This is a genomic window from Pseudomonas sp. CCNWLW23, assembly GCF_037095675.1.
Taxonomy (GTDB): Bacteria; Pseudomonadota; Gammaproteobacteria; order Pseudomonadales; family Pseudomonadaceae; genus Aquipseudomonas; species Aquipseudomonas atacamensis.
In genome coordinates, this window is sequence record NZ_JBAWKM010000029.1 from 36728 (window position 1) to 57885 (window position 21158).

The following is a 21158-nucleotide window of genomic DNA, read 5'->3' on the forward strand; positions in this document are numbered from 1 at the left end:
TACAAAAAAGCCCCTGTCACTTCAACGGTGACAGGGGCTTTTTCATGCCTGGCAGTTAAGCCCGATCGCGGATCAGCAACGGCTTGAGGTAATGGCCGGTGTGAGATTGCTTCATCTCGGCAACTTCCTCCGGCGTACCGGTGGCAATGATCTGCCCGCCCTTGGAACCGCCTTCAGGACCGAGGTCCACCAACCAGTCAGCGGTCTTGATCACATCGAGGTTATGCTCGATCACCACCACGGTGTTGCCGTGATCGCGCAGACGATGCAGAACATCGAGTAACTGCTGGATATCGGCGAAGTGCAGGCCGGTGGTTGGCTCATCGAGGATATACAGGGTTTTGCCCGTATCGCGTTTGGACAGCTCGCGCGACAACTTGACCCGCTGTGCTTCACCGCCGGACAGGGTCGTCGCCGACTGCCCCAGCTTGATGTAGGACAGGCCGACATCCATCAGCGTTTGCAGCTTGCGCGCCAGTGCCGGCACCGCATCGAAGAACTCCCGTGCTTCCTCGATGGTCATTTCGAGGGTTTCATGGATGCTCTTGCCCTTGTATTTGATCTCAAGGGTTTCGCGGTTGTAGCGCTTGCTCTTGCACACATCGCAGGGCACGTAGATGTCCGGCAGGAAGTGCATTTCCACCTTGATCAGGCCATCGCCCTGGCACGCTTCGCAGCGACCGCCCTTGACGTTGAACGAGAAACGCCCCGGGCCGTAACCACGGGAGCGCGACTCGGGCACGCCGGCAAACAGTTCGCGGATCGGTGTGAACAGCCCGGTGTAGGTCGCCGGGTTGGAGCGCGGCGTACGGCCGATCGGGCTCTGGTCGATATCGACGACTTTGTCGAGATGTTCCAGACCTTTGATGCTGTCATGCGCAGCCGCTTCCAGCGTGGTCGCGCCATTCAGTGCAGTGGCGCTGAGCGGGAACAGCGTGTTGTTGATCAGGGTCGATTTGCCCGAACCGGATACGCCAGTCACGCAAGTCAGCAGGCCGATCGGGATGTCCAGATCGACGTTGCGCAGGTTGTTGCCACGCGCACCTTTGAGCGACAGGTTGAGCTTCTTGTTGCGCGGCGTGCGTTTGGCCGGCACTTCGATCTTCACCCGGCCGGACAGGTATTTGCCAGTCAGCGAATCCGGGTGCGCCATGACTTCATCCGGCGTGCCCTCGGCAACGATCCGCCCGCCGTGTACACCTGCGCCCGGGCCGATATCGACGACATAGTCAGCCAGACGAATCGCGTCTTCATCATGCTCGACCACGATCACCGTGTTGCCGATATCGCGCAAATGCTTGAGCGTACCGAGCAGCCGGTCGTTGTCGCGCTGATGCAGGCCAATGGATGGTTCATCGAGGATATACAGAACACCGACCAGGCCGGCGCCAATCTGGCTGGCCAGACGAATCCGCTGCGCCTCGCCACCGGAGAGCGTGTCCGCGCTGCGATCCAGCGACAGATAGTCGAGGCCGACGTTGACCAGGAATTGCAGACGCTCGCGGATTTCCTTGAGGATCTTGTCGGCGATCTCGCCGCGGCGACCGGTCATCTTCAGCGCGCCGAAATATTCGCAGGCATCGCCGATCGGCAGATTGGTCACTGCCGGCAAGGTTTTCTCGCCGACCCAGACGTGCCGCGCTTCACGGCGCAGACGCGTGCCACGGCAATCCGGGCAGGCCTGATGACTGAGGAACTTGGCCAGCTCTTCGCGCACGCTCGCCGATTCGGTTTCGCGATAGCGACGCTCAAGATTCGGCACGATACCTTCGAACGGGTGCGAGCGTTTGACGATGTCGCCACGGTCGTTGAGGTATTTGAAGTCGACGTTCTGCGAGCCGCTACCGTGCAGGATGAACTTCTGCTGCTCGGCGCTCAGCTCGTTGAAGGGTTTATCCAGGCTGAACTTGTAGTGCGAGGCGAGTGAGCCGAGCATCTGGAAGTAATAAACGTTGCGCCTGTCCCAGCCGCGTATTGCACCTTCAGCCAGGGTCAGCTCGCCATTGACCAGACGCTTGATGTCGAAGAACTGCTTCACACCCAGGCCATCACAGGTCGGGCAGGCGCCGGCCGGGTTGTTGAAGGAAAACAGCTTGGGTTCCAGCTCGCTGATCGCATGGCCGCAGATCGGGCAGGCGAAGCGTGCGGAGAAGATCATTTCTTCGCCCGGCTCGTCGTCCATCGGCGCGACCAGGGCAATGCCGTCGGCCAGTTTCAGCGCGGTTTCGAAGGATTCGGCCAGACGTTGCTGCAGATCGGCGCGGACCTTGAAGCGGTCGACGATCACATCGATCGAATGCTTCTTCTGTTTATCCAGCTTCGGCAGCTCGTCGAGCTCGCAGATCCGCCCGTTGACCCGGGCGCGGACGAAACCTTGCGCACGCAATTCTTCGAAGACCGACAGGTGTTCGCCCTTGCGCTCGCGGATCACCGGCGCCAGCAGCATGAGTTTGCTGCCTTCCGGCTGCGCCAGCACCAGATCGACCATCTGGCTGACGGTCTGCGCTTCCAGTGGAATGTCGTGATCCGGGCAACGCGGCGTACCGACGCGGGCATAGAGCAAGCGCAGGTAGTCGTAGATTTCGGTGATGGTGCCGACCGTGGAGCGCGGGTTGTGCGAGGTCGACTTCTGTTCGATGGAGATCGCCGGCGACAGGCCTTCGATGGTGTCGACGTCGGGTTTCTCCATCATCGACAGGAACTGCCGGGCATAGGCCGACAGCGATTCGACATAGCGGCGCTGACCTTCGGCATACAGCGTGTCGAACGCCAGGGACGACTTGCCGGATCCGGACAGGCCGGTGATGACGATCAGTTTGTCCCGTGGCAGGGTCAGGTCGATGTTCTTCAGGTTGTGGGTACGGGCCCCACGTATCAGGATCTTGTCCAAAGTGGCCTCGCTTGGCGGGCGTCGAAAACGTAGGAGTATACGGGCAAATACTGGATGGATGCACACTATCCAACGAAGGGCGTTTTGCCGTTCATGAAGAGAGTTTCATCTATACGCGTCATAGCGTCGCGATATACCCCGTCTTCCGATGGGACTGGTAGAATCGCCGCCGGTTCACACGAGGTTTTTCCATGCACGATCCCCACAGCGAACGCATGAGTGGCAGCGAGACCCGCGCGGCGAGCGGTCTGGCCCTGGTGTTCGCCTTCCGTATGCTTGGCATGTTCATGGTGTTGCCGGTGCTGGCGACCTATGGCATGGATCTGGCGGGAGCGACCCCGGCCCTGATCGGGCTGGCGATTGGCGCTTACGGTCTGACCCAGGCAATCTTCCAGATTCCGTTCGGGATCATTTCCGACCGCATCGGTCGCCGGCCGGTGATCTACCTCGGCCTGATCGTCTTCGCTCTCGGCAGTGTTCTGGCTTCCCAGGCCGATTCGATCTGGGGTGTGATCGCCGGGCGGATCCTGCAAGGCGCCGGGGCGATTTCCGCAGCGGTGATGGCGCTGCTTTCCGACCTGACCCGCGAGCAGCATCGGACCAAAGCCATGGCGATGATCGGCATGACCATCGGCCTGTCGTTCGCCGTGGCCATGGTGGTCGGGCCGTTACTGACCAGTGCGTTCGGGCTGTCCGGGCTGTTCCTCGCCACTGGCGCCATGGCGCTGCTCGGCATCCTGATCATCATGTTCATGGTGCCGCAATCCACCGGGCCGTTGCAGCACCGGGAATCCGGAGTGGCCCGGCAGGCGCTGATGCCGACGCTCAAGCACCCGGACCTGCTGCGCCTGGATCTGGGCATCTTTGTGTTACATGCCATGTTGATGTCGAGCTTCGTCGCCTTGCCGCTGGCACTGGTGGAAAAAGCCGGTCTGCCCAAGGAACAGCACTGGTGGGTCTACCTCACCGCGTTGCTGATTTCGTTCTTCGCCATGATCCCGTTCATTATCTACGGCGAGAAGAAACGCAAAATGAAACGAGTTTTGCTCGGCGCCGTCATGACATTGATGCTGACTGAACTATTCTTCTGGCAGTTCGGCGACAGCCTGCGTGCTCTGGTGATCGGTACGGTGGTGTTTTTCACCGCGTTCAATCTGCTCGAGGCATCGTTGCCGTCGCTGATCAGCAAGGTTTCACCGGCAGGCGGCAAGGGCACGGCCATGGGCGTGTACTCCACCAGCCAGTTCCTCGGTTCGGCACTCGGCGGGATACTCGGCGGCTGGTTGTTCCAGCATGGCGGTCTGTCGGTTGTGTTCCTCGGATGCGCCGCGCTGGCTGCACTTTGGCTGGCCTTTGCTGTTACCATGCGCGAACCTCCCTACGTGACGAGCCTGCGCTTGCCGTTGTCGCCCGAAGCGATCCGCGAAGCGGGTCTGGTCGAGCGCCTCAAGGCCCTGGTAGGGGTAACAGATGCAGTGATAGTCGCCGAAGAGGCGGCTGTTTACATCAAACTGGACAAAGAATTAGTGGATCGCACCACCCTCGAACGCCTGGTCAACAACCCGGCCGGGGCTGCGTGCGACGCTTAGGAGAACGTTATGGCCCGTGGGGTTAACAAAGTCATATTGGTCGGCACTTGCGGCCAGGATCCCGAAGTTCGCTACCTGCCTAACGGTAACGCCGTGACCAACCTGAGTCTGGCCACCAGCGAACAATGGACCGACAAGCAGACCGGTCAGAAGGTCGAGAAGACCGAGTGGCACCGTGTGTCGATGTTCGGCAAGGTGGCCGAGATTGCCGGTGAATACCTGCGCAAGGGTTCGCAGGTCTACATCGAAGGCAAGCTGCAGACCCGCGAGTGGGAAAAGGACGGCATCAAGCGTTACACCACTGAAATCGTGGTCGACATGCAAGGCACCATGCAACTGCTCGGCGGCCGTCCACAACAGGGCGATCAGCAAGGCGGCGGCAACAACTACCAGCAGCAGGCGCCACGTCAGCAGCCTCCACGCCCGCAGCAGTCGGCTCCACAGCAGCGTTCGGCTCCGGCGCCTCAGCAGGCCGCACCGCAACCGGCTCCGGATTTCGACAGCTTCGATGACGATATTCCGTTCTAGCGCATACCTTAGACTTTTTTGTAAAGTTTAGCCACGAAGCCCCCGCCATGCGGGGGCTTCGTTTTTTCTGAGCGTTAAAAATATTCTGAGCAAATTCCTGTGAGGTACTACCCTGTAAAAATGTAAAGAATAGGTGGCTGCTATGAACCTCTCTCTTCGTAGGGTTAAGTCCTCAAATGGTGAGCGGCTCATCGTTCTCGTCGATGAGCTTGGGATGCCTTTGTTTTACCCTGCGCTTTACGTAACCGTGCACATGCGCGGACGCTCATTAGCTCTGAATACAATTCAAAGCGCACTCAGTGCCCTCAAAGCCATGTATGCATGGCAGCGTTATTACAACATTGATGTCGAATCGCGTTTTTCGTCTGGTGAGCTGCTGCTAAGTCACGAAATTCATTCGCTGCGTGATTTCATGCAGAAGCCTTTGGCCGATGAGGATGGGGGAAGTGTCGTTTCAATTTCCCGCAGGGTGCGAACCGTAAGTAAGGGCAATCAGTACGCGCGGATGTCTGTCATTGCGGACTATCTGGGTTTTCTCGCAGACCAGAATCTACCGGCCTCTATTTCGAGCCATGATGGTGTTGGGCGAATGGTGTCGCAGATAAAGGCCAACCGTCCGAAGACGTCGGATAAATCCAATGTGAGTCGAGAAGACAAATATCTGGATGACGCGGTGCTTGATACGCTCGAAATTACGTTGAGGCCAGGCTCAGCTAACAACCCGGTGCGGGAGTATGCCGTCCAGGTACGTAACGCGCTGATGTTTGCCATTCTCCGTATCACTGGGCTGCGCCGAGGCGAGCTGTTAAATCTAAAAGTCGAAGATATAGACTTTGGAATGAATACAATGCAGGTCGTCAGGCGCCCCGATTCAAAGGGGGATGCGAGAGCCTATCAGCCAGTCGTAAAGACGCGGGAGCGTGTCTTCCCGTTGATACCTGAACTTGCAGATCAGATTTATAACTATGTAGTCAGGCTCAGAAATAAAGTACCTGGCGCCAAAAAGCACGGCTATCTCTTCATAACGCATAAATCGGGAGTTTCGCAGGGGCTACCGTTATCGAATGCCGGGTTTGGTAAATTCATGGGTGTGCTGAAAAATGTCGTCGAAGGTAATAGCGATATCCACGCTCATTCCCTACGCCATCATTGGAACTATTCTTTCTCGAAGATCTGCGAAGTCCAAGGCGTCACACCTCAGCGTGAAGAAAAGATTCGTTCATATCTGATGGGGTGGAGTGAAACTTCTGGCACTGCGGCGACCTACAACCGTAGGCATACCAAAGAACAAGCAAGTGAAGCTGTTATTGGACTTCAATATAAGTATCTTGCTAAGACTCTTAAGGGAGCTTCTGTATGAGCGTGCTCAAATTGTACGCATCTGCAAATGCAGAGTTTTACTCAAGGGACGGTTATCTACTAAGGCTCGATGGAGAGCGATGGAAGCTGAACCGGGATATAGACATCCCAATTTTTGCAATGGCAAAACTTCTGAATGCTGAAATGTTTCTCTCCTTAAGACATGTGCTAGCTTTTTATGCGCAGACAAGCGCGCCTTCGCACACGCGGAACCTGTTTGAGCGATACAAACACTATCTTGAGTCAACGCTGGAACATCCAATTTTCAGTGTCGAGTCTTTGATTTCGTACCGCTCTTCGCTGGACGCGAAACTGGAGTGGTATTTGGCGACACTGCGTGGACTCATCAGGCAGTGGGACAGACTCGGGTATGAAGGTATTCCTAAAGAGACACTATTTCTGCTAGACAAATGGACGCTCAAAGGAAATGAAAAAGGCTATGCGGTTCAATCGATGTGCCCCGATCGCGGACCGCTGACAGATATCGAAATGCAGGGCGTTACAGCAGCAGTCATCAGGGACTACGTGGCGAATCGATTGGCGCTGATTGATGCGTGTTATGCACTGACTTTGGCCATGACAGGGCGGCGACCTAGTCAGATTACCGGATTGAAATTGCGCGATCTTATTAGTCGATCAGACAGATACTTCATCAGTTTTCCACGTGCCAAGCAGCGTAATCAGTCTTGGCGTACATCTTTCAAAGAATTCGCGATAGTCGAAGACCTCTGGCTAATTCTTCAGCAGCAGGCCGTAGAAGTTCGGCGTACATTTTCCCGCATGCTGGGAAGAGAGGTTCCGCTGGACTTGGTGGGGGAGCTGCCGCTATTTCCAGCAATCGGTGCGTTAGATGCGCGATCCGAACTCAGAAGCCAATTGGTTGGAGATCGTTTGCACGCACCCAGCGCCTCAGTGAAGGAGTCGATGGATCTGGTGTCAAAAACGACGAGCGTTTTCAGTGAGCGCACAGGGGGCTTGCTGCACCTAAATCCGACCCGCTTTCGTTACACGCTGGGCACCAATTTAGCCAGAGAAGGCAGGGGCGAACTTGTCATTGCGGAAGCACTTGATCATTCCGATACTCAAAACGCTGGAGTGTACGTCCGGAACATTCCTGAGATTGTTGAACGAATTGATAAAGCGGTTGCGTTGCAATTAGCGCCCATCGCGCAAGCGTTTCAAGGCGTGCTTGTCGTGTCTGAGAGAGACGCGAAGCGCGGAGAGGACCCAAGTAGCAGAATTTCCAATGGAGTTGTAAATCTTGGCACCTGCGGTAGCTACGGTTTTTGCGGCGCCCTTGCCCCCATTGCTTGTTACACCTGCAGTCACTTCCAGCCGTGGTTGGACGGTCCCCATGAAGCTGTCCTGGAGGGCTTGATCAATGAGCGCGACAAGGTCATGGAACGGACGGAAGACAGGAAAATCGCTTCCGTAAACGACCGATTGATTCTTGCCGTAAGCGATGTGGTTAACCGCTGCAATTCGATGAAAAAGGAGGTTGGTCGTGGCTGAAATCCTCCTGTTCAGACCGAAGAATGTAATCGATGCCAAAAGCAATCTCAGTGATTTCATTGAAATGTGTCGTGACAGGCTTACGGTATTCGGGGCTGATCTTGAGTGGGAGCGCGACACCTGGCCAGGGGTGGGCAACTTCACCGTTATGGGGGCCCCCGCTCGTGGATTTACCGACAGGCAGCTACTAAATTTCGAAATCGTCCCTTTCGCCAAGGCGTATGTGCGGTACCAGCAGGGGCATAAACCCAACAAGCTCAAGAATGAGTTTAAAGCGATTCGCTGCATCGAGAAGGCGCTTTTGCAAGTCAAAGGGCGAGCGGATATCACGTTAACAGATATTCAAGTTATGGATGTAGCCGCTGAGGTTGCCCGAGAATACAAGTCGACTGCATATCAAGCGGGTAGTAGCTTGGTGCACCTCATGAATTTTCTCAACGAAAGTAAAATCATTCCAAGGCCTATCAATTGGAGAAATCCGATCTCTAAGCCTAAGGAAATACACCGAACAGACATGGAGGCGAAAAAGAAGCGAGCTGAAAAAATGCCCGAACAGCACTTGCTTGAGTATATGGGCGAAATGTTTGCAAACAATCTTCAGGCTCCTCGTGATCGCTTCACGACTTCGATATTCGCCCTATTGATGTGCGCTCCATCACGTATTAGTGAAGTTCAGGATTTACCGATTAACTGCTTGCACTTAGAGGTCGACAGCAAAGGTGTCGAGCGCCTTGGTCTGCGCTTCTACGCTGGTAAAGGTTATGGCGCTGATATCAAGTGGGTTTCGACCGTCACAAAGGATATAGCCGTCGAAGCTGTGCGTCGTTTGGCTGAGATGTCTGAAGAAGGCCGAAGGTTAGCTACCTGGTATGAAACACATCCCGATAAGTTTTATCGGCATGCTGGCTGCCCAAATGTTGGCGAGCTGGAGCCGCTATCGGATGAACAGGCTGCCATGGCGCTCGGTTTATCCCTACAGCATCTAAATGTCGATCCTTATTTCAAAGGTTACGAGCCCTATCAGGAGCTCAAGGCGAAGGGAGAACGGTTGACCTTGGCATTCCTGAACACATTTGCTCATAGCCAGCTACCGGAAGGCTGGCCTTGGAAGAACAAGGATCGGCATATCAGGTATTCGCAAGCACTTTGCTGCTTCCGCCTTCACCAGTTCCACCTCGATCGTGCGACCAGTCCTTTACTGCTTTGGACTCCGGGTAAAAGCACCTTCACGACCGACCTAAATTACATTTCCGGTCAAGAGAGCAATATCTGGCGTCGTCATGGCTACGCCAATCTGGATGGCAACGAAATTTCAATGACTTCGCATCAGTTGCGACACTTTTTGAACACGGTTGCGCAAAGAGGTGATCTCGGTCAGCTAGATCTCGCTAAGTGGTCAGGTCGCGCGAATATCCATCAGAACGCTACCTACAACCACATGAGCGACGTTGAGTACGTTGATCTGGCTAGGCAGGCTGGAGTAGGTGGCGTTCTCGGTAAAATTAAAGCGAACACACCGGTGACTCTTACTGACCTAAATGCCATAGGTGATGGGGTCGCTCACGTAACCGAGTATGGGTTCTGCGTCCATGACTTCTCAATGTTGCCATGCCAGAAGCACCGCGATTGCTTGAACTGCACCGAACAGGTTTGTATCAAGGGAGACGATGAAAGATTAGAGCGCTTGAAGCAGCAACGCGATGGAATTTTCCATCAGCTAGAAAAGGCACGAGGGGCAAGTGAGGACGGCTTGTACGGCGCAGATCGGTGGAGTCAACATCAACATAAAACCTTGGAGCGGGTCACTCAGCTCATCGAGATACTTGAATCGCTGGAAACGCCGATAGGATCAGTGATTTGCTTGAGCGATGATCAGGAGTTCAGCCCGCTTAAGCGCGAACTGGATGCCCGATCTAAGACCTCAGATAACGTTCCGACAGTCACGTCAGGACTGCCTTCGCTTGATGATATGCGAGCGCTGCTTAGGAGGAATGATGGCTAGGCATTTGACCCGCAGGGACATCGAAATCCTGGTCAATATCATCGATGTGTGGGAAGGGAAGTTGAGTTGGGACGCGCTGTGCGATGCCGTCGCACCTCTCATTGGTGGGCGACCGACTCGACAGACACTCAGCTCGCATGGCCAGGTTAAGACGGCGTTCTCGCATAAGAAAGAGCAGCAAAAAACAGGCATTGTTGCTGGGAAAAGGCCAGCAAGCTTGAGTATTGCCGAGCAACGAATCAAGCGTCTCGAAAATGAAAATGATCGACTTCGCGCTGAGAGCTCTAGATTGCTCGAGCAGTTTATCCGGTGGCAATACAATGCGTATAAGCATGGTTTGTCGAAAGACAAGCTTGATGCGCCATTACCCAATATTGAGAGATGAAGGCGAGAGCGCTGCGTTTTCTATCTTTTTGCGGGCCACCTATCACATCCCGAGCTCTTTGCGCACCAGTGCCATCAGGTCTTCCGCCGACAGGGATCTATCTTTAACAAGGTAGCTTTTTGCAAGAATCGTCACGGGATGAATGCCAAGGGTTGAGGCGAATTCATCCAGCTTCTCGATAGAGGGGGTCTTCAGGCCGCGCTCGACGTCACTCACGTAGCTTTGACTTGCACCTATGCTTTCCTGCGACAGATCCTTGCTCATTCTGAGTTCTCGCAGGGCCTGCCCAAATGCGTATTTCAGTTCCAATGTGCATTACTCGCAAAAGGAACGATAAGGCCTTCACAGGAATGAAAGTGCTATACTCGATAGAGTATACAATGGAGTGATGCGATGTTTCGTACCTACGCAGATGCTGAAATTCAGATTGGCGGGGCTTTCGGATCAGATTGTCACTTGTGGCGATTTATTGAGCATGGACTTCATCAGCCCTGGTTCTATGTGACGGTGGCGAAAATAACTAAAGACGGTAAATATCGAGATATGTTGATGCTATCTGACGTTTTTAGTCTTGAACGTTTGGTTTTATCTCGAAGTGAGTTGGTGAAAGTTGAAGAAGTACAATTGGTCAGTCCTGGATACTTTAATAAAAGCGGGTCTTGGTTGATGGAGAAATTATTGAGTATCTCGAAGGGTAAGTTTGTTTCTGGTGATTGCTACTATGTTTATAGGGTTTTGGGGGGAGGGTGCTATATTTCCGCCGGAGCTGGCTGTATTTCGGATCGTATAGAATCAAGTGAGATTTTAGTGTTTGAAGGCGGTTCTGATGATTAGCTGTTACGCTTGGGTAAGTTGCAAGTACTAATGAATTTATTTTTTACTTCCGACGCTTTGCGGTCGCAGTTTTTTTGTGTCAGTGATGGATGAGCGGTGGTGATCCAAGATGTGGCGTCATGATTGACATAGTGCTTGTCGATTGACTATTGTTGATAAGCGCCTAGGCGTGAACCACCGGGTGGTTTCAGGGATCTTCGGATCGCACCCCGCTTCTGATGAAAGTCAGATGGCCCAGTGTCAGGTAACAGCGACCTGCCCTGTCGAACGCATGCAGTCGACGGCTGAGAATCCCGCCCAGAGTGGGATTCGCCTTTTCTGGCATCTCACTTTTGCGGCTTCTTCCGATTCCGTACCTCCACGGGGCATTACCCCTTGGGCTTTCTTCGCGTATCCATGGTGACCTTGAAGATACTGAACCTTTTGTTGTTGGACGAGGTATTCGGTGCTTAGGTAAGTGCAGCAGTATTCGCTGCCGCCCCGACGCTCCGGGGCGGAAAACGAACCTCTAGCCTGCGCCATACGGATCTTTCGAAAGTAAATTTCGCCTTTTTTCGAGCCTAGAGTGACGGGCTTCGACTCAGCTATACGAGTCGAGAGCTGCCATTTCGTGTGCTAAAGGTTCCTATAGCAGCATCCTTTTTGATGTTACCGGTCTTACGGCTGTCCGGCATATTCCCAAGTATTGCGTCTATGTTCTGACAGGCGCTTTCGCTGAGTTCAGTTTAATTGCAATTGCGGTTGTCTCGTAAAAGCTCGTAACTGCACCTCTCCTTCGCAATGGGTTAGGCTTCTTGACGGTCAGAGACTGGTGTAGGGATAAGCGAGAAAGGCTCAAAACTTAAGGTTATGTCCAATACGGGAAAGTTAAATGTTTAGTTGCATATATTTTTGCCCCTTTTTTTGAATTGCAGTCATGACATAATAATTGAAAGTTTGTAGGGTCATTAATGCCCGAAGACTTAAGCGGAACCATGTGGTCTAGGTGTCTTTGATTTATCGGCACAAAATAATTAGTCATGTCTAAGCCGCAAATCTGACAGCGTCCCTTGTCCCTATGATATATAGCGGCTCTCAGCCATGCTGGTATATAGGGCCTTTCTATTACGCCTGGCTTTAAAATGCAGTCATGATCTTGGGGTTCAAGAGATTTTATACAAGAAGATATTAGTTTATTGAATTCAAACAGAAATGTTCTATCTGCAAATAAAATTTGAAAGGAGCTTTCTGTTATTATGGTAGTGGCTTTAGATATGATAGATCTTAACTGATGAATGTGGCTTGTAACTTCTTCGGCGTTAAACCACGTAGGTGGAATTATATCTGCGCCACTAAATATTTGTGAGTAATCACTGATTATGGTTTCGCCATCAACCTTGTTGAGATAGTGTTGTGCTTCGAAGTTGTTTACATTAAATATGAAGCTATGAAGGATTGTGTGTTTTTGTGGGCGAGATATTTGATTAAAGAAACTAGCGGATTTGAAGTCAAAGAAGTCACGTACTACATCTTCGCCGCCCAATAAGCTCGGGTTCATCACAATCGATACAACATTGTCAATGAATGAATAGGCTCGTGAAAAATTCATCAACGTTGGAGTCATAATTTAAATTCTCTAAGGTTTCGATACGTGGCTCGAAGGCGCGCTTGATGGCTTCTCCAAAGCTAAAATGCTATGAGGGCGCCGTTAATGAGAAGTCTGGGTAAGTAGGCGAGTTTAATGGATTTCCTGAAGAACCTAGCAGTGTCAAAGGCTGCATTCCAACGCGAAGCGTGGGAATGGCTAATTGCCTATTGTACTACTTGTTATTGGCGCTGATAAGATTTTGACCCAGGTTGCTGATTTTGACTGACTATATGCGGCCTTTGAAACCCCGCGTAAACACATCGTTTGCTGAATATTTGGATAGGTCAATGAATTCAGGCAGCCTGGGTCAAAATAGCATCAGCGGCAACACTGGTTGTTTTACTCACTCCACAAATTCACAAAATCATCAAAATTGTTAGCAACGAAGTTGGTTTTACTTGAGTTCGGATCAAATATTTCAACAGCGACCGAGGGTGTGTTGAAATTTAGGCAAATCAGATAACCACCCGCATCCCTTGCTATAGGGATCATTTGTTTGGGAAGCCCTGGGGGTTTTCCCGCCCCTGAGTACCATGAGATGGTGTACGGGGCCACATCAGGCGAGAAAGAAAAGAATTCGCTTATGCAAGTACCTTCGTTGCCATATGGAAATGAAGATATCTCTGGAGAGGCCTCGTCGGAATATATGACCAAATCCAAGTACGACTTTGGAAAGCTTACGCTAAGTAGTTTTTCTACTTCGGAGATCGTATTGGTATCCACTGAGGATCCCTGTTCAATCCCATAAGAACTCCAGTCAAACTTCATATCAGCCTCCATAATTATTTCTTTCCATCTGCAAAGCCCCCTTTGTTTCCGGGGTGGAACATCTTCTGCCAAAGAGCATTCCATTGAGGGCCTTTCGATTGTTCATGTTGATAGCGCCATACCAGCTGGAGTGTATCCGTTCCCGGTACGTGATGCCATGTGACTTCCTGGCTAGGGCTAATGCCTCTGGTAGGTATCTTGGTGCCCTTTATACGTCTGAATCCTGGCACCATGGTTTCCATTATTTTATTGAAATCTGCATCAGTATCGGCTGACTTTAAGAGGCTCTCGTTCGCAACCTTAAAATGTTCTGCACGGTTTGGAATGGCTAGCACATCCGGGCCAATTTTGGTCTCGTATAAAACGCTATATGCGTGGGGATCCAATGGCGTCGCCATACCGCTTAGTGCTTCGTTACGGTTTGCTGCAACTGGATCGACTGCTCCGCCAGTTTCTGCCTTGCCTCCATCCGCCTCTAGACACTCCAATCCCAATGGATCCACCCACACAGTGGGGTTAGGCACGTATTGGTAGTTATTCAACCCTCCTGCGAGTTTGATCGGATCTGGTGTCAGAAACCGCCCAGTTCCTGGGTTGTAGTAACGATGGCGGTTGTAATGGAGGCCCGTCTCCGCATCGAAGTACTGACCTTGGAACCGCAGCGGGTTGTCGATTTCACTGACATCCAATGCCACGAGGTTGCCATAGGCACGGTACTTCGCCGACCACATGATTTCGCCGCTGTAGTCGGTGAGTTCTTGAGGGGTACCGAGGTGGTCAAGTTGGTAATAGAACGGCGTTGCCTTCAGGGGGCCTTCGCCGTCGAGCATTGCCAGAGGACGGAAACTGCCAGGTTCGTAGATATAGCTGCGATACCGGTTTTCTGCGCTTTCTGCGCTCAGACGTTCGCCTTGCCACAAGAACTCGGTGGTATGGCCGTCGACCGTTTTCTCGATACGGCGGCCGAAGGCATCGTACTTGTACCTGGCTGTGCTCCCTCCTGGCAGGCTGACGCCGATGAGGCGGTGCTGGCAGTCGTAGCGGTATTCGGTGACGAGTTTCTGGCCGGCACCACGGCGTTCGCGTATCAGGTTGCCGTAGGCATCGTAGTCGTAATGGCGGTCACCCTGCATCAACAGGCGGTTGCCTTTGACGTTGGCGAGCTTGGCGGTGCCTTCGTTGGTTTGGCCAAGCAGGTTACCCGCCGGGTCGTGAGCGAAGCTTTCCGGTGTGGCGCCGCGCACGCTGATCAGACGATCGAGCGGGTCGTAGTGATAGCTGCGATTGCCTTTGCGGCTGTCGTCGACGCCGGAAAGGTTGCCAATTGCGTCGTATTTATAGCGACGCTGGAACAGATTCTTATCACGCTGGCTGACACTGTGTGCTTGCAAACGACCTTGTTCGTCGTACTGGTATTGGCTGAGCAACAGTCCTTGTTGGCGTTGTTGTTCGCGACCGGCGCTGAATTGGTGGGTGGTCAGGCGAGAACCGTTGAGATCGATACTGTTCAGGCGCCCGCCGGACAAATAACGGTAGTCGAGCGTGCTGCCATCGGGTAGGCGACAGTGGCTCAATTGGCCGACGCTGTCATATTCGTAACGTGTGGTGCCCCAGCCTTGGTGTTCAGTGATCAGTCGGTCCTGCACATCATATTCGTATGCCAGCGGCCAATGACCGTCATCAATATTTACCAAGCGACCCAGTGCGTCGTAGCTGTAGTGAATCTCTTCGCTGTCGGGCAGGGTTTTGACCAGGAGGCGACCGGAGGCGTCGCGCTGGTATTCGGTGACCAGTTCGCTGCCGTCGTCGCCGAACTCGGTTTTCTTCAGCAACTGGCCTTTGAGGTCGTACTCGTAGGCAGTGCTGCGACCGTCGAAGCCGGTTTCTTGCTGGATCAGGCCATTTGAGTAGTAGTCGAGCTGATAGCGTTCGCCGCGCTCGTTCTCAATCTCGGTGAGGTTGAGTTGCGAGTTGTCGTAGCGGTAGCGAAGTTGGCTGCCATCCGGATTGATGCGGCGGCTGACCAAGTGCAGGTTGTCGGCGTATTCGTAGCGAGTGATACGGCCCAGCTCGTCGCGTTCGGCGGTGACTTTGCCGTAGGCGTTGTAACTGAAAGTGCGTGTCGTGCCACCGGGCAAAGTGATCTGCGCCAAGCGCTGCGCTGCGTCCCATTGATACTGGGTGATGGCGCCGCTCTCGTCTTGGCGGGTGATCAATCGGCCGAATGAATCGTAGCGGTACTTGCGCTGGCCTCCATCGGGCAGACGTTCTTCAAGCAATTGCCCAAGGCCGTTCCAGTCGAGCTGATGGCGGCTACCGTCGGGGTGGGTAATTTCCAGCAAGCGGCCTCGGCGGTCATAGTGGTAGCACGTCTCATTGCCGTCGGGGTCGGTCTGCTGGGTGATGTCGCCCTGAAGGTTCCGCTGATATTTCCAAGTGGCCTTGCCCCGACGGACTACTCGTATGAAACCGTTGTGATACTCGTAAGTAGTCGGTTGGTCTTCAGGGGGAATGATTGCGACCAGGCGTCCGGCTTCGTTGTATCGATATTCTGTGATGGCGCCAAGAGGGTCCTTTTCAGCGATTAGCTGACCTTTTTCATCATAGGCTCTTTGTGTTTCTGCACCATCCGGACCGGTCTGGCTGACCAGTCGAGCGTTTTTATCGTGGACGTAAATCTGCTCGCTGCCATCTGCATTAGCGACAGTTACTGTGCCTTCATCGTCCCAAACATAACGCGCATCGATCTGCGCAATATTGGACCACTGACGAGTACAACGGGCCCACTTGCCTTCGCGTTCCCACTCCCAGTGAAAGCTTGCGCCGCCGGCCAGTTGGCGCTGTTGGATTACATGCTGCTCGTCATAGTGATAGTGCTCGACTTCCCCAACGGCATTGGTGGCGCTTATCAGTTGATTACGCTCGTTGTACTTATAGCTAACCAGTGTCTTGACCGTCTGCCACGGGTCTTGGCGTTCGCTTCGTTCGTTGTACTCCTGACCTAATTGTTGGTAGTCAACGGCGACAATATGGCGATCTTCATAGCGCAGGAGCAAAGAACGTCCCGCTCCGTTATCGATGCGCTGGATGCGATCAACGAAGTCATAGCTGATGTGCAATTGGTTGTCGTAGGCATCGCTAATGGTAGTCAGGCGCCCGGCGCGGAAATGATAAAAACGTGTGTCCTGTCCGGCCTGAGCCAAGATCAATTCGCCCGGCGCATCCCCTATGAAAATCGCCGCCTCGGAAAGGCTATTGGTGATGGAAGGACGCTGTTCGTTAGGTAGAGGGAACTCGGTCCGACGGTTTTCGTTGTCAGTCCACAGCACGACGTCATCGCTGATTTGTAAACTATGTGACAGCGGATGGCTCCAGCCGAAGCCTAGACGGTTGTCGATCTCTACCGCGCTGGTGCGGTAAAGACGTATCCATTCCAGCGGTAGCAGGCCGTCCAACTTTCCATCAGTGAGGGTTAGTAGTTCCTCACCGGTGACCATCGAAATGGGGTCGCCCTCGCAACGGGTTTTGGATTTGCACTGTGCCGCTTGATTAGCCGGGTTCGTGGACTGCTTAGGTGCGTCATTAACCGGTTCGTTTTTCACCAGCAGGCTTTGCGGTTCTGTTTTCTTCCGAGCAAATACCGAGGCGTTCGGCTCCTTAAGCGTGGGGGTATCAGCGGTCTTGGGAAGAGGCACAGGGCCACCACCAGTATCAGTAACACCGATGGAAAGAGGTGCCTTCTTACCTGCGTCCAGTGGAACATCCTTGGCCTTGAGCATTACAGGCTTGGAAAGCTCTGTATGGGCCGGAAGGCTATGTTTGCTGCTAGCCGACATCAACTGTTCAGCCAAACCCTCAAGGTATTTGAGTGCTCCCCCAGGCTTCATTTTGCTCAGGGCCTTGGTCCCCAACCGCACGGCAAGGCCGGCTCCGCCCGTAAGACAGATACCGATGACTACGTTGATCAGGAACTCGACGCCTATGCTTGCGATCACGTTGACGATCACCTGCGGCGGCAGCATGCCCACCCAGGCCACAATTGCCGAGATGTAGATAAACATCAGCGGTTCGTCGTTGAGTATCAACAAGGCAGAGGCAATTGCGTCTTTGGAGGTCGCGTAGAGCTTTTCGAGTTCAAGGTCTGATAAGTAGTCGCGAAGCTTTTTGGCATTCCCTATCGGATCGGCCAGAAGACCGACAAGGTTTTTCAAGTCATCCCATAAACTGAGTAGCGCCTGCTCGAAGCTATCGAGCGCTTCTTTCAGCAGAATCATCGCGCGACCCGCACGATCCGCCGCGGAGTATGTGCTCCACTGCGCTTGGAACTTGCTCGCCCACTCGCTTTTCAACCAGCCGTCGAGATCGCTGATCACACCTTTATAAGAACCATAAAGAGCTTTGACATCGCTTTCGGAGACGTCTGGAAAAAAGGTGATGCGATAGTGTTTCCCTGGGATGCAGTTATCGATAGTTTCGATACCACTGGGGCCAATCTTTTTATTGATCGGGGCTCCTACCACGGAGTAGCCAATCATTGCCTTTTCGACCTGTTCGATGCGCACCGGGGTATTGCCGATGGGCACGTAGCGTGCGGTCTCGAATGCATGGATCAGCGTAAACTTGCCATCCTTTGGACACACGGCAAAGGTCTCGACTGCCCCTGTCCTGGTTCTACGCTGCGTAACGCTGACCTCATTGCCAACCTTGAATTTCTGGTCGACGTCCATAGCCCAGCCTGTCCAGAAACCATCCGCCCAATTTTTGTAGTCGCTCAGGCAATTATTGAAGTCTTTAAGGATCAGGTTAACGTCGGGAGCTTTGGCGTCCAGTACCTGAAGAACCAAGGTTCCCAGTGGGCTGCTAATCATGCGTTGACTTCCTTTGTCAGCTGCGCGGCGAGGCGCTCTGCCATGTCTTCGGTATTCGGTTGATGTCGGACGAAGCGTTCGACTTTGCGGCGCAGGTTGTTTTCAGGAAATGCGAAATACAGCTCAGGACAGTCTTCACCCAGCCACTGCATCAGGTTGTCGATGACAGTGTTTAGGTCGCCCTCGGCAAGCTGTTTGAGTAGCTTCTCGGGCACCTCCCACCACGGCCAATCCCGCACCTTCGGCAAAACCCGTGTCCCAACCTCCAGCGTTTGCCCGTTAATCAGATACCGCTCAAACACCGGCAGTACTTCCCCAGCCTTCTCCCCAAGCCCCTTCAAAATCGGGTAGATGTGCCGCCCATCCCAAAAGCGGAAAAACACCTCAGTCCCGTCAGGCATCTTCACCTGTGTCAGGCTGCGCAGGTGCTCGAACACGTCGTTCGGTTCGGCGCGTGAGACGGCCAGCCAGCCCCAGTCGAGGGCGTCGGTTTCAGCGATCCACGGCAGGAATGCCGAGTTCGGTTTGAGTTCGGTGATGTAGGGCATCACCGGTTGCCAGGTGGAGTAGGGCGTGCCGCCCCAGATCGGCAGGAGCTGGGCAGTGGGTTCGGTCAGGTACAGGGTTTTCAGCGCGTCGGCATCGCTGGCGGCGCTGATGACCAGGTACAAACGCTCGCCGCTTTGCAGCGGCTGTTGCGCCAGCCAGTCCTTGGGGGTGATTCGTTCAGATGGCACAGGCACCTGCCTTGCATTTTTCGCATTCTTCGCAGAACGGCGCGTTACGTTTTAGGGTGTTGATCTGCGCCGGGGTCAGGACCTGGCCGGCCTTGTCGGCGTCGGCCTGTTTGAGGATGCCGGGCATCAGCGGAGCCGCCGGCGTGCCGCTGCCCGGACTGCCGCCGGAATTCATGTTGATCACCGGCCCGCTCAGGGTCACACCACCAGCGTCGATCTTGATGAAGCTGCCGCCGCCGACCAGGGTCAGCTCCGCGCCGGCTTCCATCACCACTTTCATGCCGCTGCTCAGGTGGATTTCTTGCCCGGCGTCGATGAACTGGCCGGTGCCGATCTTGATGTGCTGGTTGACGCCCACGGTGAGGTGGTCGTTGGCGCGGGTTTCGACTTTGCGGTCGGCGTAGACGGTGTGGTGTTCTTCGGCTTTGAATTCGCTGTAGCTGTTCTGTTCGACGGTGTCGTGGCGTTCGTTGCCGACGCGGATTTTCTGGTCGTGCTCGATGTTTTCGTCCCAGTCGCGCTGGGCGTGCAGATAGATCTGCTCCTGACCTTTTTTGTCTTCGATGCGCAGTTCGTTGTAGCCGCCACCGCCCATGGAACTGAGGGTCTTGAAGGTGCTGCGGGTCTTGTTCGCCGGCAGTTCGTACGGGACGGTGTTTTCCTTGTGGTACAGGCAGCCGCTGATCAGCGGTTGATCGGGGTCGCCTTCAAGGAAGGTGACGAGCACTTCCATGCCGATCCGCGGGATGGCGATGCCGCCGTATTGGGCGCCGGCCCAGGCGCTGGAGACGCGCAGCCAGCAGCTGGTTTTGTCGTCGGCTTCGCCTTCGCGGTCCCAGTGGAACTGGACTTTGACGCGGCCGTATTCGTCGCAATGGATCTCTTCGCCTTTCGGGCCGGTGACTACGGCGCTCTGGCTGCCGAGGATGCGCGGTTTCGGGTGGCGCAGGGGCGGGCGGTTCGGCACGTCCCATGGCGTGGCCTGGAAGCGGTTGCGGTAGCCCTGATGAAAATCGTCTTTCAGCGCCGTGGTGTCGCTGGTCACCGACTCTTCGAGCACCTGCGGCTGCTTGCCTTCGTGCAGCACTTCGGTGAGCAACCACAGGTCATTCCATTTGGCTTTCGGATGCTCGGTCAGAGCGAGGAAATGGCCGCTGACCAACAATGGCTGATCACTCTTACCTTCGGCGAGCTGGAAGTCGCTGCGATGGCGTTCGAGGGCGCGTTTGGCCAGGTGCTTGCCGCGCTCGCGGTCAATGAAGCGGCCGGGGTAGTCGTAGTCTTCGAGGTCGGGCAGGGCGTCGCCGCGGTTCTCGCTTTCCAGGGTCAGGCGTGGTTTTTCGAAATCGTAGTCGCGGCGCGTGGTGCGGCTGGTGCGGGTTTCCAGGCGCAGGTCGAAACGCTTGATCACCGGGTTGCTGGCGACCATGCCTGAGTCTTGCTGATAGGCCACAGGGGCGAGTTTCGGGAACACCGTCTGGTCATCGCCGAACAGCAGTTTGTGACCTGTTGGGGTGTGCTGGAAGTGAAAGTGAATGCCTTCTTCTTCGCACAGGCGCTGGATGAAGTGCAGGTCCGACTCGTCGTATTGCACGCAGTAGATGCGCTCGGGGTAGATCGAGCCGGTCTTGAATTCGTAGGCGTTGCTCTGAATGCCGTGCTCTTCCAGCACCTGGCCGATGATTTTCGGCACGCTGAGGTTTTGGAAGATGCGCTGGTTGATGCGGTGCGCCAAGTACGAAAGCTGCGGGTGCAGGGTCACTGAATAACGGGTCAGTCGTTTGCCGGAATCGCCTTGCGCGGCGCGGTAGATCTGCCCATGAATGCCGCTGCCGTCAGGCGCCAGCTGCAGGAAGGCCGGCTTGTGCAGCAGGGTTTCGAGGTCCAGCGACGGCTGCTCACTGACCAGCTCCACCTCGAAAACAAAAGGCTGGCTGATGGCTTCCCGGCCGGTGAGGGTAAACACCTGGAAATCGGCGGAGAGCCCTTCGATGGTCAGGGCAAAGTGGGTTTCATTGGCCGGCGCGAACATCCCTTGTTCCTCGTGCTGTACAGCGGC

General features: G+C 54.3%; 14 protein-coding genes. 7 read left to right on the forward strand and 7 right to left on the reverse strand.

Annotation, left to right across the window (positions count from 1 at the left end; translation table 11 throughout):
* Window positions 1-55: 55 nt before the first annotated feature.
* Window positions 56-2890 (reverse strand): excinuclease ABC subunit UvrA, encoded by a 2835-nt coding sequence (gene uvrA / locus V8J63_RS25750; RefSeq protein WP_016772948.1) that lies wholly within the window; start codon window positions 2888-2890, stop codon window positions 56-58.
* A 191-nt stretch (window positions 2891-3081) separates the two neighbouring features.
* On the opposite strand from uvrA, the gene V8J63_RS25755 reads away from it, so the two are divergent.
* From V8J63_RS25755 to V8J63_RS25780, 6 genes are all read left to right on the forward strand, one after another.
* Window positions 3082-4479 (forward strand): MFS transporter, encoded by a 1398-nt coding sequence (locus tag V8J63_RS25755; protein WP_122611019.1) that lies wholly within the window; start codon window positions 3082-3084, stop codon window positions 4477-4479.
* A 9-nt stretch (window positions 4480-4488) separates the two neighbouring features.
* Entirely contained in the window at window positions 4489-5007 is a 519-nt protein-coding gene (locus V8J63_RS25760) for a single-stranded DNA-binding protein (RefSeq protein WP_336464831.1), read from the forward strand.
* 142 nt (window positions 5008-5149) lie between these two features.
* Window positions 5150-6367: a tyrosine-type recombinase/integrase gene (locus V8J63_RS25765; protein ID WP_336464832.1), complete on the forward strand. Its 1218-nt coding sequence runs from the start codon at window positions 5150-5152 to the stop codon at window positions 6365-6367.
* Window positions 6364-7878: a site-specific integrase gene (locus tag V8J63_RS25770; RefSeq protein ID WP_336464833.1), complete on the forward strand. Its 1515-nt coding sequence runs from the start codon at window positions 6364-6366 to the stop codon at window positions 7876-7878. Before V8J63_RS25765 ends, V8J63_RS25770 begins: the two co-directional genes overlap by 4 nt.
* A complete protein-coding gene (locus tag V8J63_RS25775; protein WP_336464834.1) occupies window positions 7871-9880 on the forward strand; it encodes an integrase in 2010 nt (669 codons plus the stop codon). The genes V8J63_RS25770 and V8J63_RS25775 overlap by 8 nt, the downstream gene beginning before the upstream one ends.
* Window positions 9873-10265 carry a hypothetical protein gene (locus tag V8J63_RS25780; RefSeq protein WP_336464835.1) on the forward strand — a complete coding sequence of 131 codons (393 nt, stop codon included), beginning with the start codon at window positions 9873-9875 and terminating at the stop codon, window positions 10263-10265. Before V8J63_RS25775 ends, V8J63_RS25780 begins: the two co-directional genes overlap by 8 nt.
* A gap of 42 nt (window positions 10266-10307) precedes the next feature.
* On the opposite strand, the gene V8J63_RS25785 is transcribed toward V8J63_RS25780, so the two are convergent.
* On the reverse strand, window positions 10308-10574 hold the full coding sequence (locus tag V8J63_RS25785) for a helix-turn-helix domain-containing protein (protein WP_336464836.1): 267 nt from the start codon (window positions 10572-10574) through the stop codon (window positions 10308-10310).
* Between the two features lie 84 nt (window positions 10575-10658).
* Between V8J63_RS25785 and V8J63_RS25790 the strand changes: the two genes are divergently transcribed.
* Window positions 10659-11099, forward strand: a complete 441-nt coding sequence (locus tag V8J63_RS25790) for a hypothetical protein (RefSeq protein WP_336464837.1) — start codon at window positions 10659-10661, stop codon at window positions 11097-11099.
* A gap of 847 nt (window positions 11100-11946) precedes the next feature.
* Here the strand turns inward: V8J63_RS25790 and V8J63_RS25795 are convergent.
* The 5 genes from V8J63_RS25795 to tssI form a co-directional block, all read right to left on the reverse strand.
* On the reverse strand, window positions 11947-12702 hold the full coding sequence (locus V8J63_RS25795) for an HNH endonuclease (protein WP_336464838.1): 756 nt from the start codon (window positions 12700-12702) through the stop codon (window positions 11947-11949).
* Between the two features lie 363 nt (window positions 12703-13065).
* Entirely contained in the window at window positions 13066-13494 is a 429-nt protein-coding gene (locus tag V8J63_RS25800) for an SMI1/KNR4 family protein (protein ID WP_336464839.1), read from the reverse strand.
* A gap of 14 nt (window positions 13495-13508) precedes the next feature.
* The gene (locus V8J63_RS25805; RefSeq protein WP_442963542.1) at window positions 13509-18362 is read right to left on the reverse strand and encodes an RHS repeat-associated core domain-containing protein; all 4854 of its coding nucleotides are present in this window, start codon (window positions 18360-18362) and stop codon (window positions 13509-13511) included.
* Window positions 18359-19099, reverse strand: coding sequence for a DUF4123 domain-containing protein (locus V8J63_RS25810; protein ID WP_336464840.1), 741 nt, complete (start codon window positions 19097-19099; stop codon window positions 18359-18361). Before V8J63_RS25810 ends, V8J63_RS25805 begins: the two co-directional genes overlap by 4 nt.
* Entirely contained in the window at window positions 19089-21131 is a 2043-nt protein-coding gene (gene tssI, locus V8J63_RS25815; protein ID WP_336464842.1) for a type VI secretion system Vgr family protein, read from the reverse strand. The genes V8J63_RS25810 and tssI overlap by 11 nt, the downstream gene beginning before the upstream one ends.
* Between the last annotated feature and the right edge of the window lie 27 nt (window positions 21132-21158).

Coding starts and splice junctions, on each gene's coding strand:
- V8J63_RS25755 (WP_122611019.1), top strand. CDS start 3,082: ATGCACGATCCCCACAGCGAACGCATGAGTGGCAGCGAGACCCGCGCG.
- V8J63_RS25760 (WP_336464831.1), top strand. CDS start 4,489: ATGGCCCGTGGGGTTAACAAAGTCATATTGGTCGGCACTTGCGGCCAG.
- V8J63_RS25765 (WP_336464832.1), top strand. CDS start 5,150: ATGAACCTCTCTCTTCGTAGGGTTAAGTCCTCAAATGGTGAGCGGCTC.
- V8J63_RS25770 (WP_336464833.1), top strand. CDS start 6,364: ATGAGCGTGCTCAAATTGTACGCATCTGCAAATGCAGAGTTTTACTCA.
- V8J63_RS25780 (WP_336464835.1), top strand. CDS start 9,873: ATGGCTAGGCATTTGACCCGCAGGGACATCGAAATCCTGGTCAATATC.
- V8J63_RS25790 (WP_336464837.1), top strand. CDS start 10,659: ATGTTTCGTACCTACGCAGATGCTGAAATTCAGATTGGCGGGGCTTTC.
- V8J63_RS25795 (WP_336464838.1), bottom strand. CDS start 12,702: ATGACTCCAACGTTGATGAATTTTTCACGAGCCTATTCATTCATTGAC.
- V8J63_RS25800 (WP_336464839.1), bottom strand. CDS start 13,494: ATGAAGTTTGACTGGAGTTCTTATGGGATTGAACAGGGATCCTCAGTG.
- V8J63_RS25805 (WP_442963542.1), bottom strand. CDS start 18,362: ATGATTAGCAGCCCACTGGGAACCTTGGTTCTTCAGGTACTGGACGCC.
- tssI (WP_336464842.1), bottom strand. CDS start 21,131: ATGTTCGCGCCGGCCAATGAAACCCACTTTGCCCTGACCATCGAAGGG.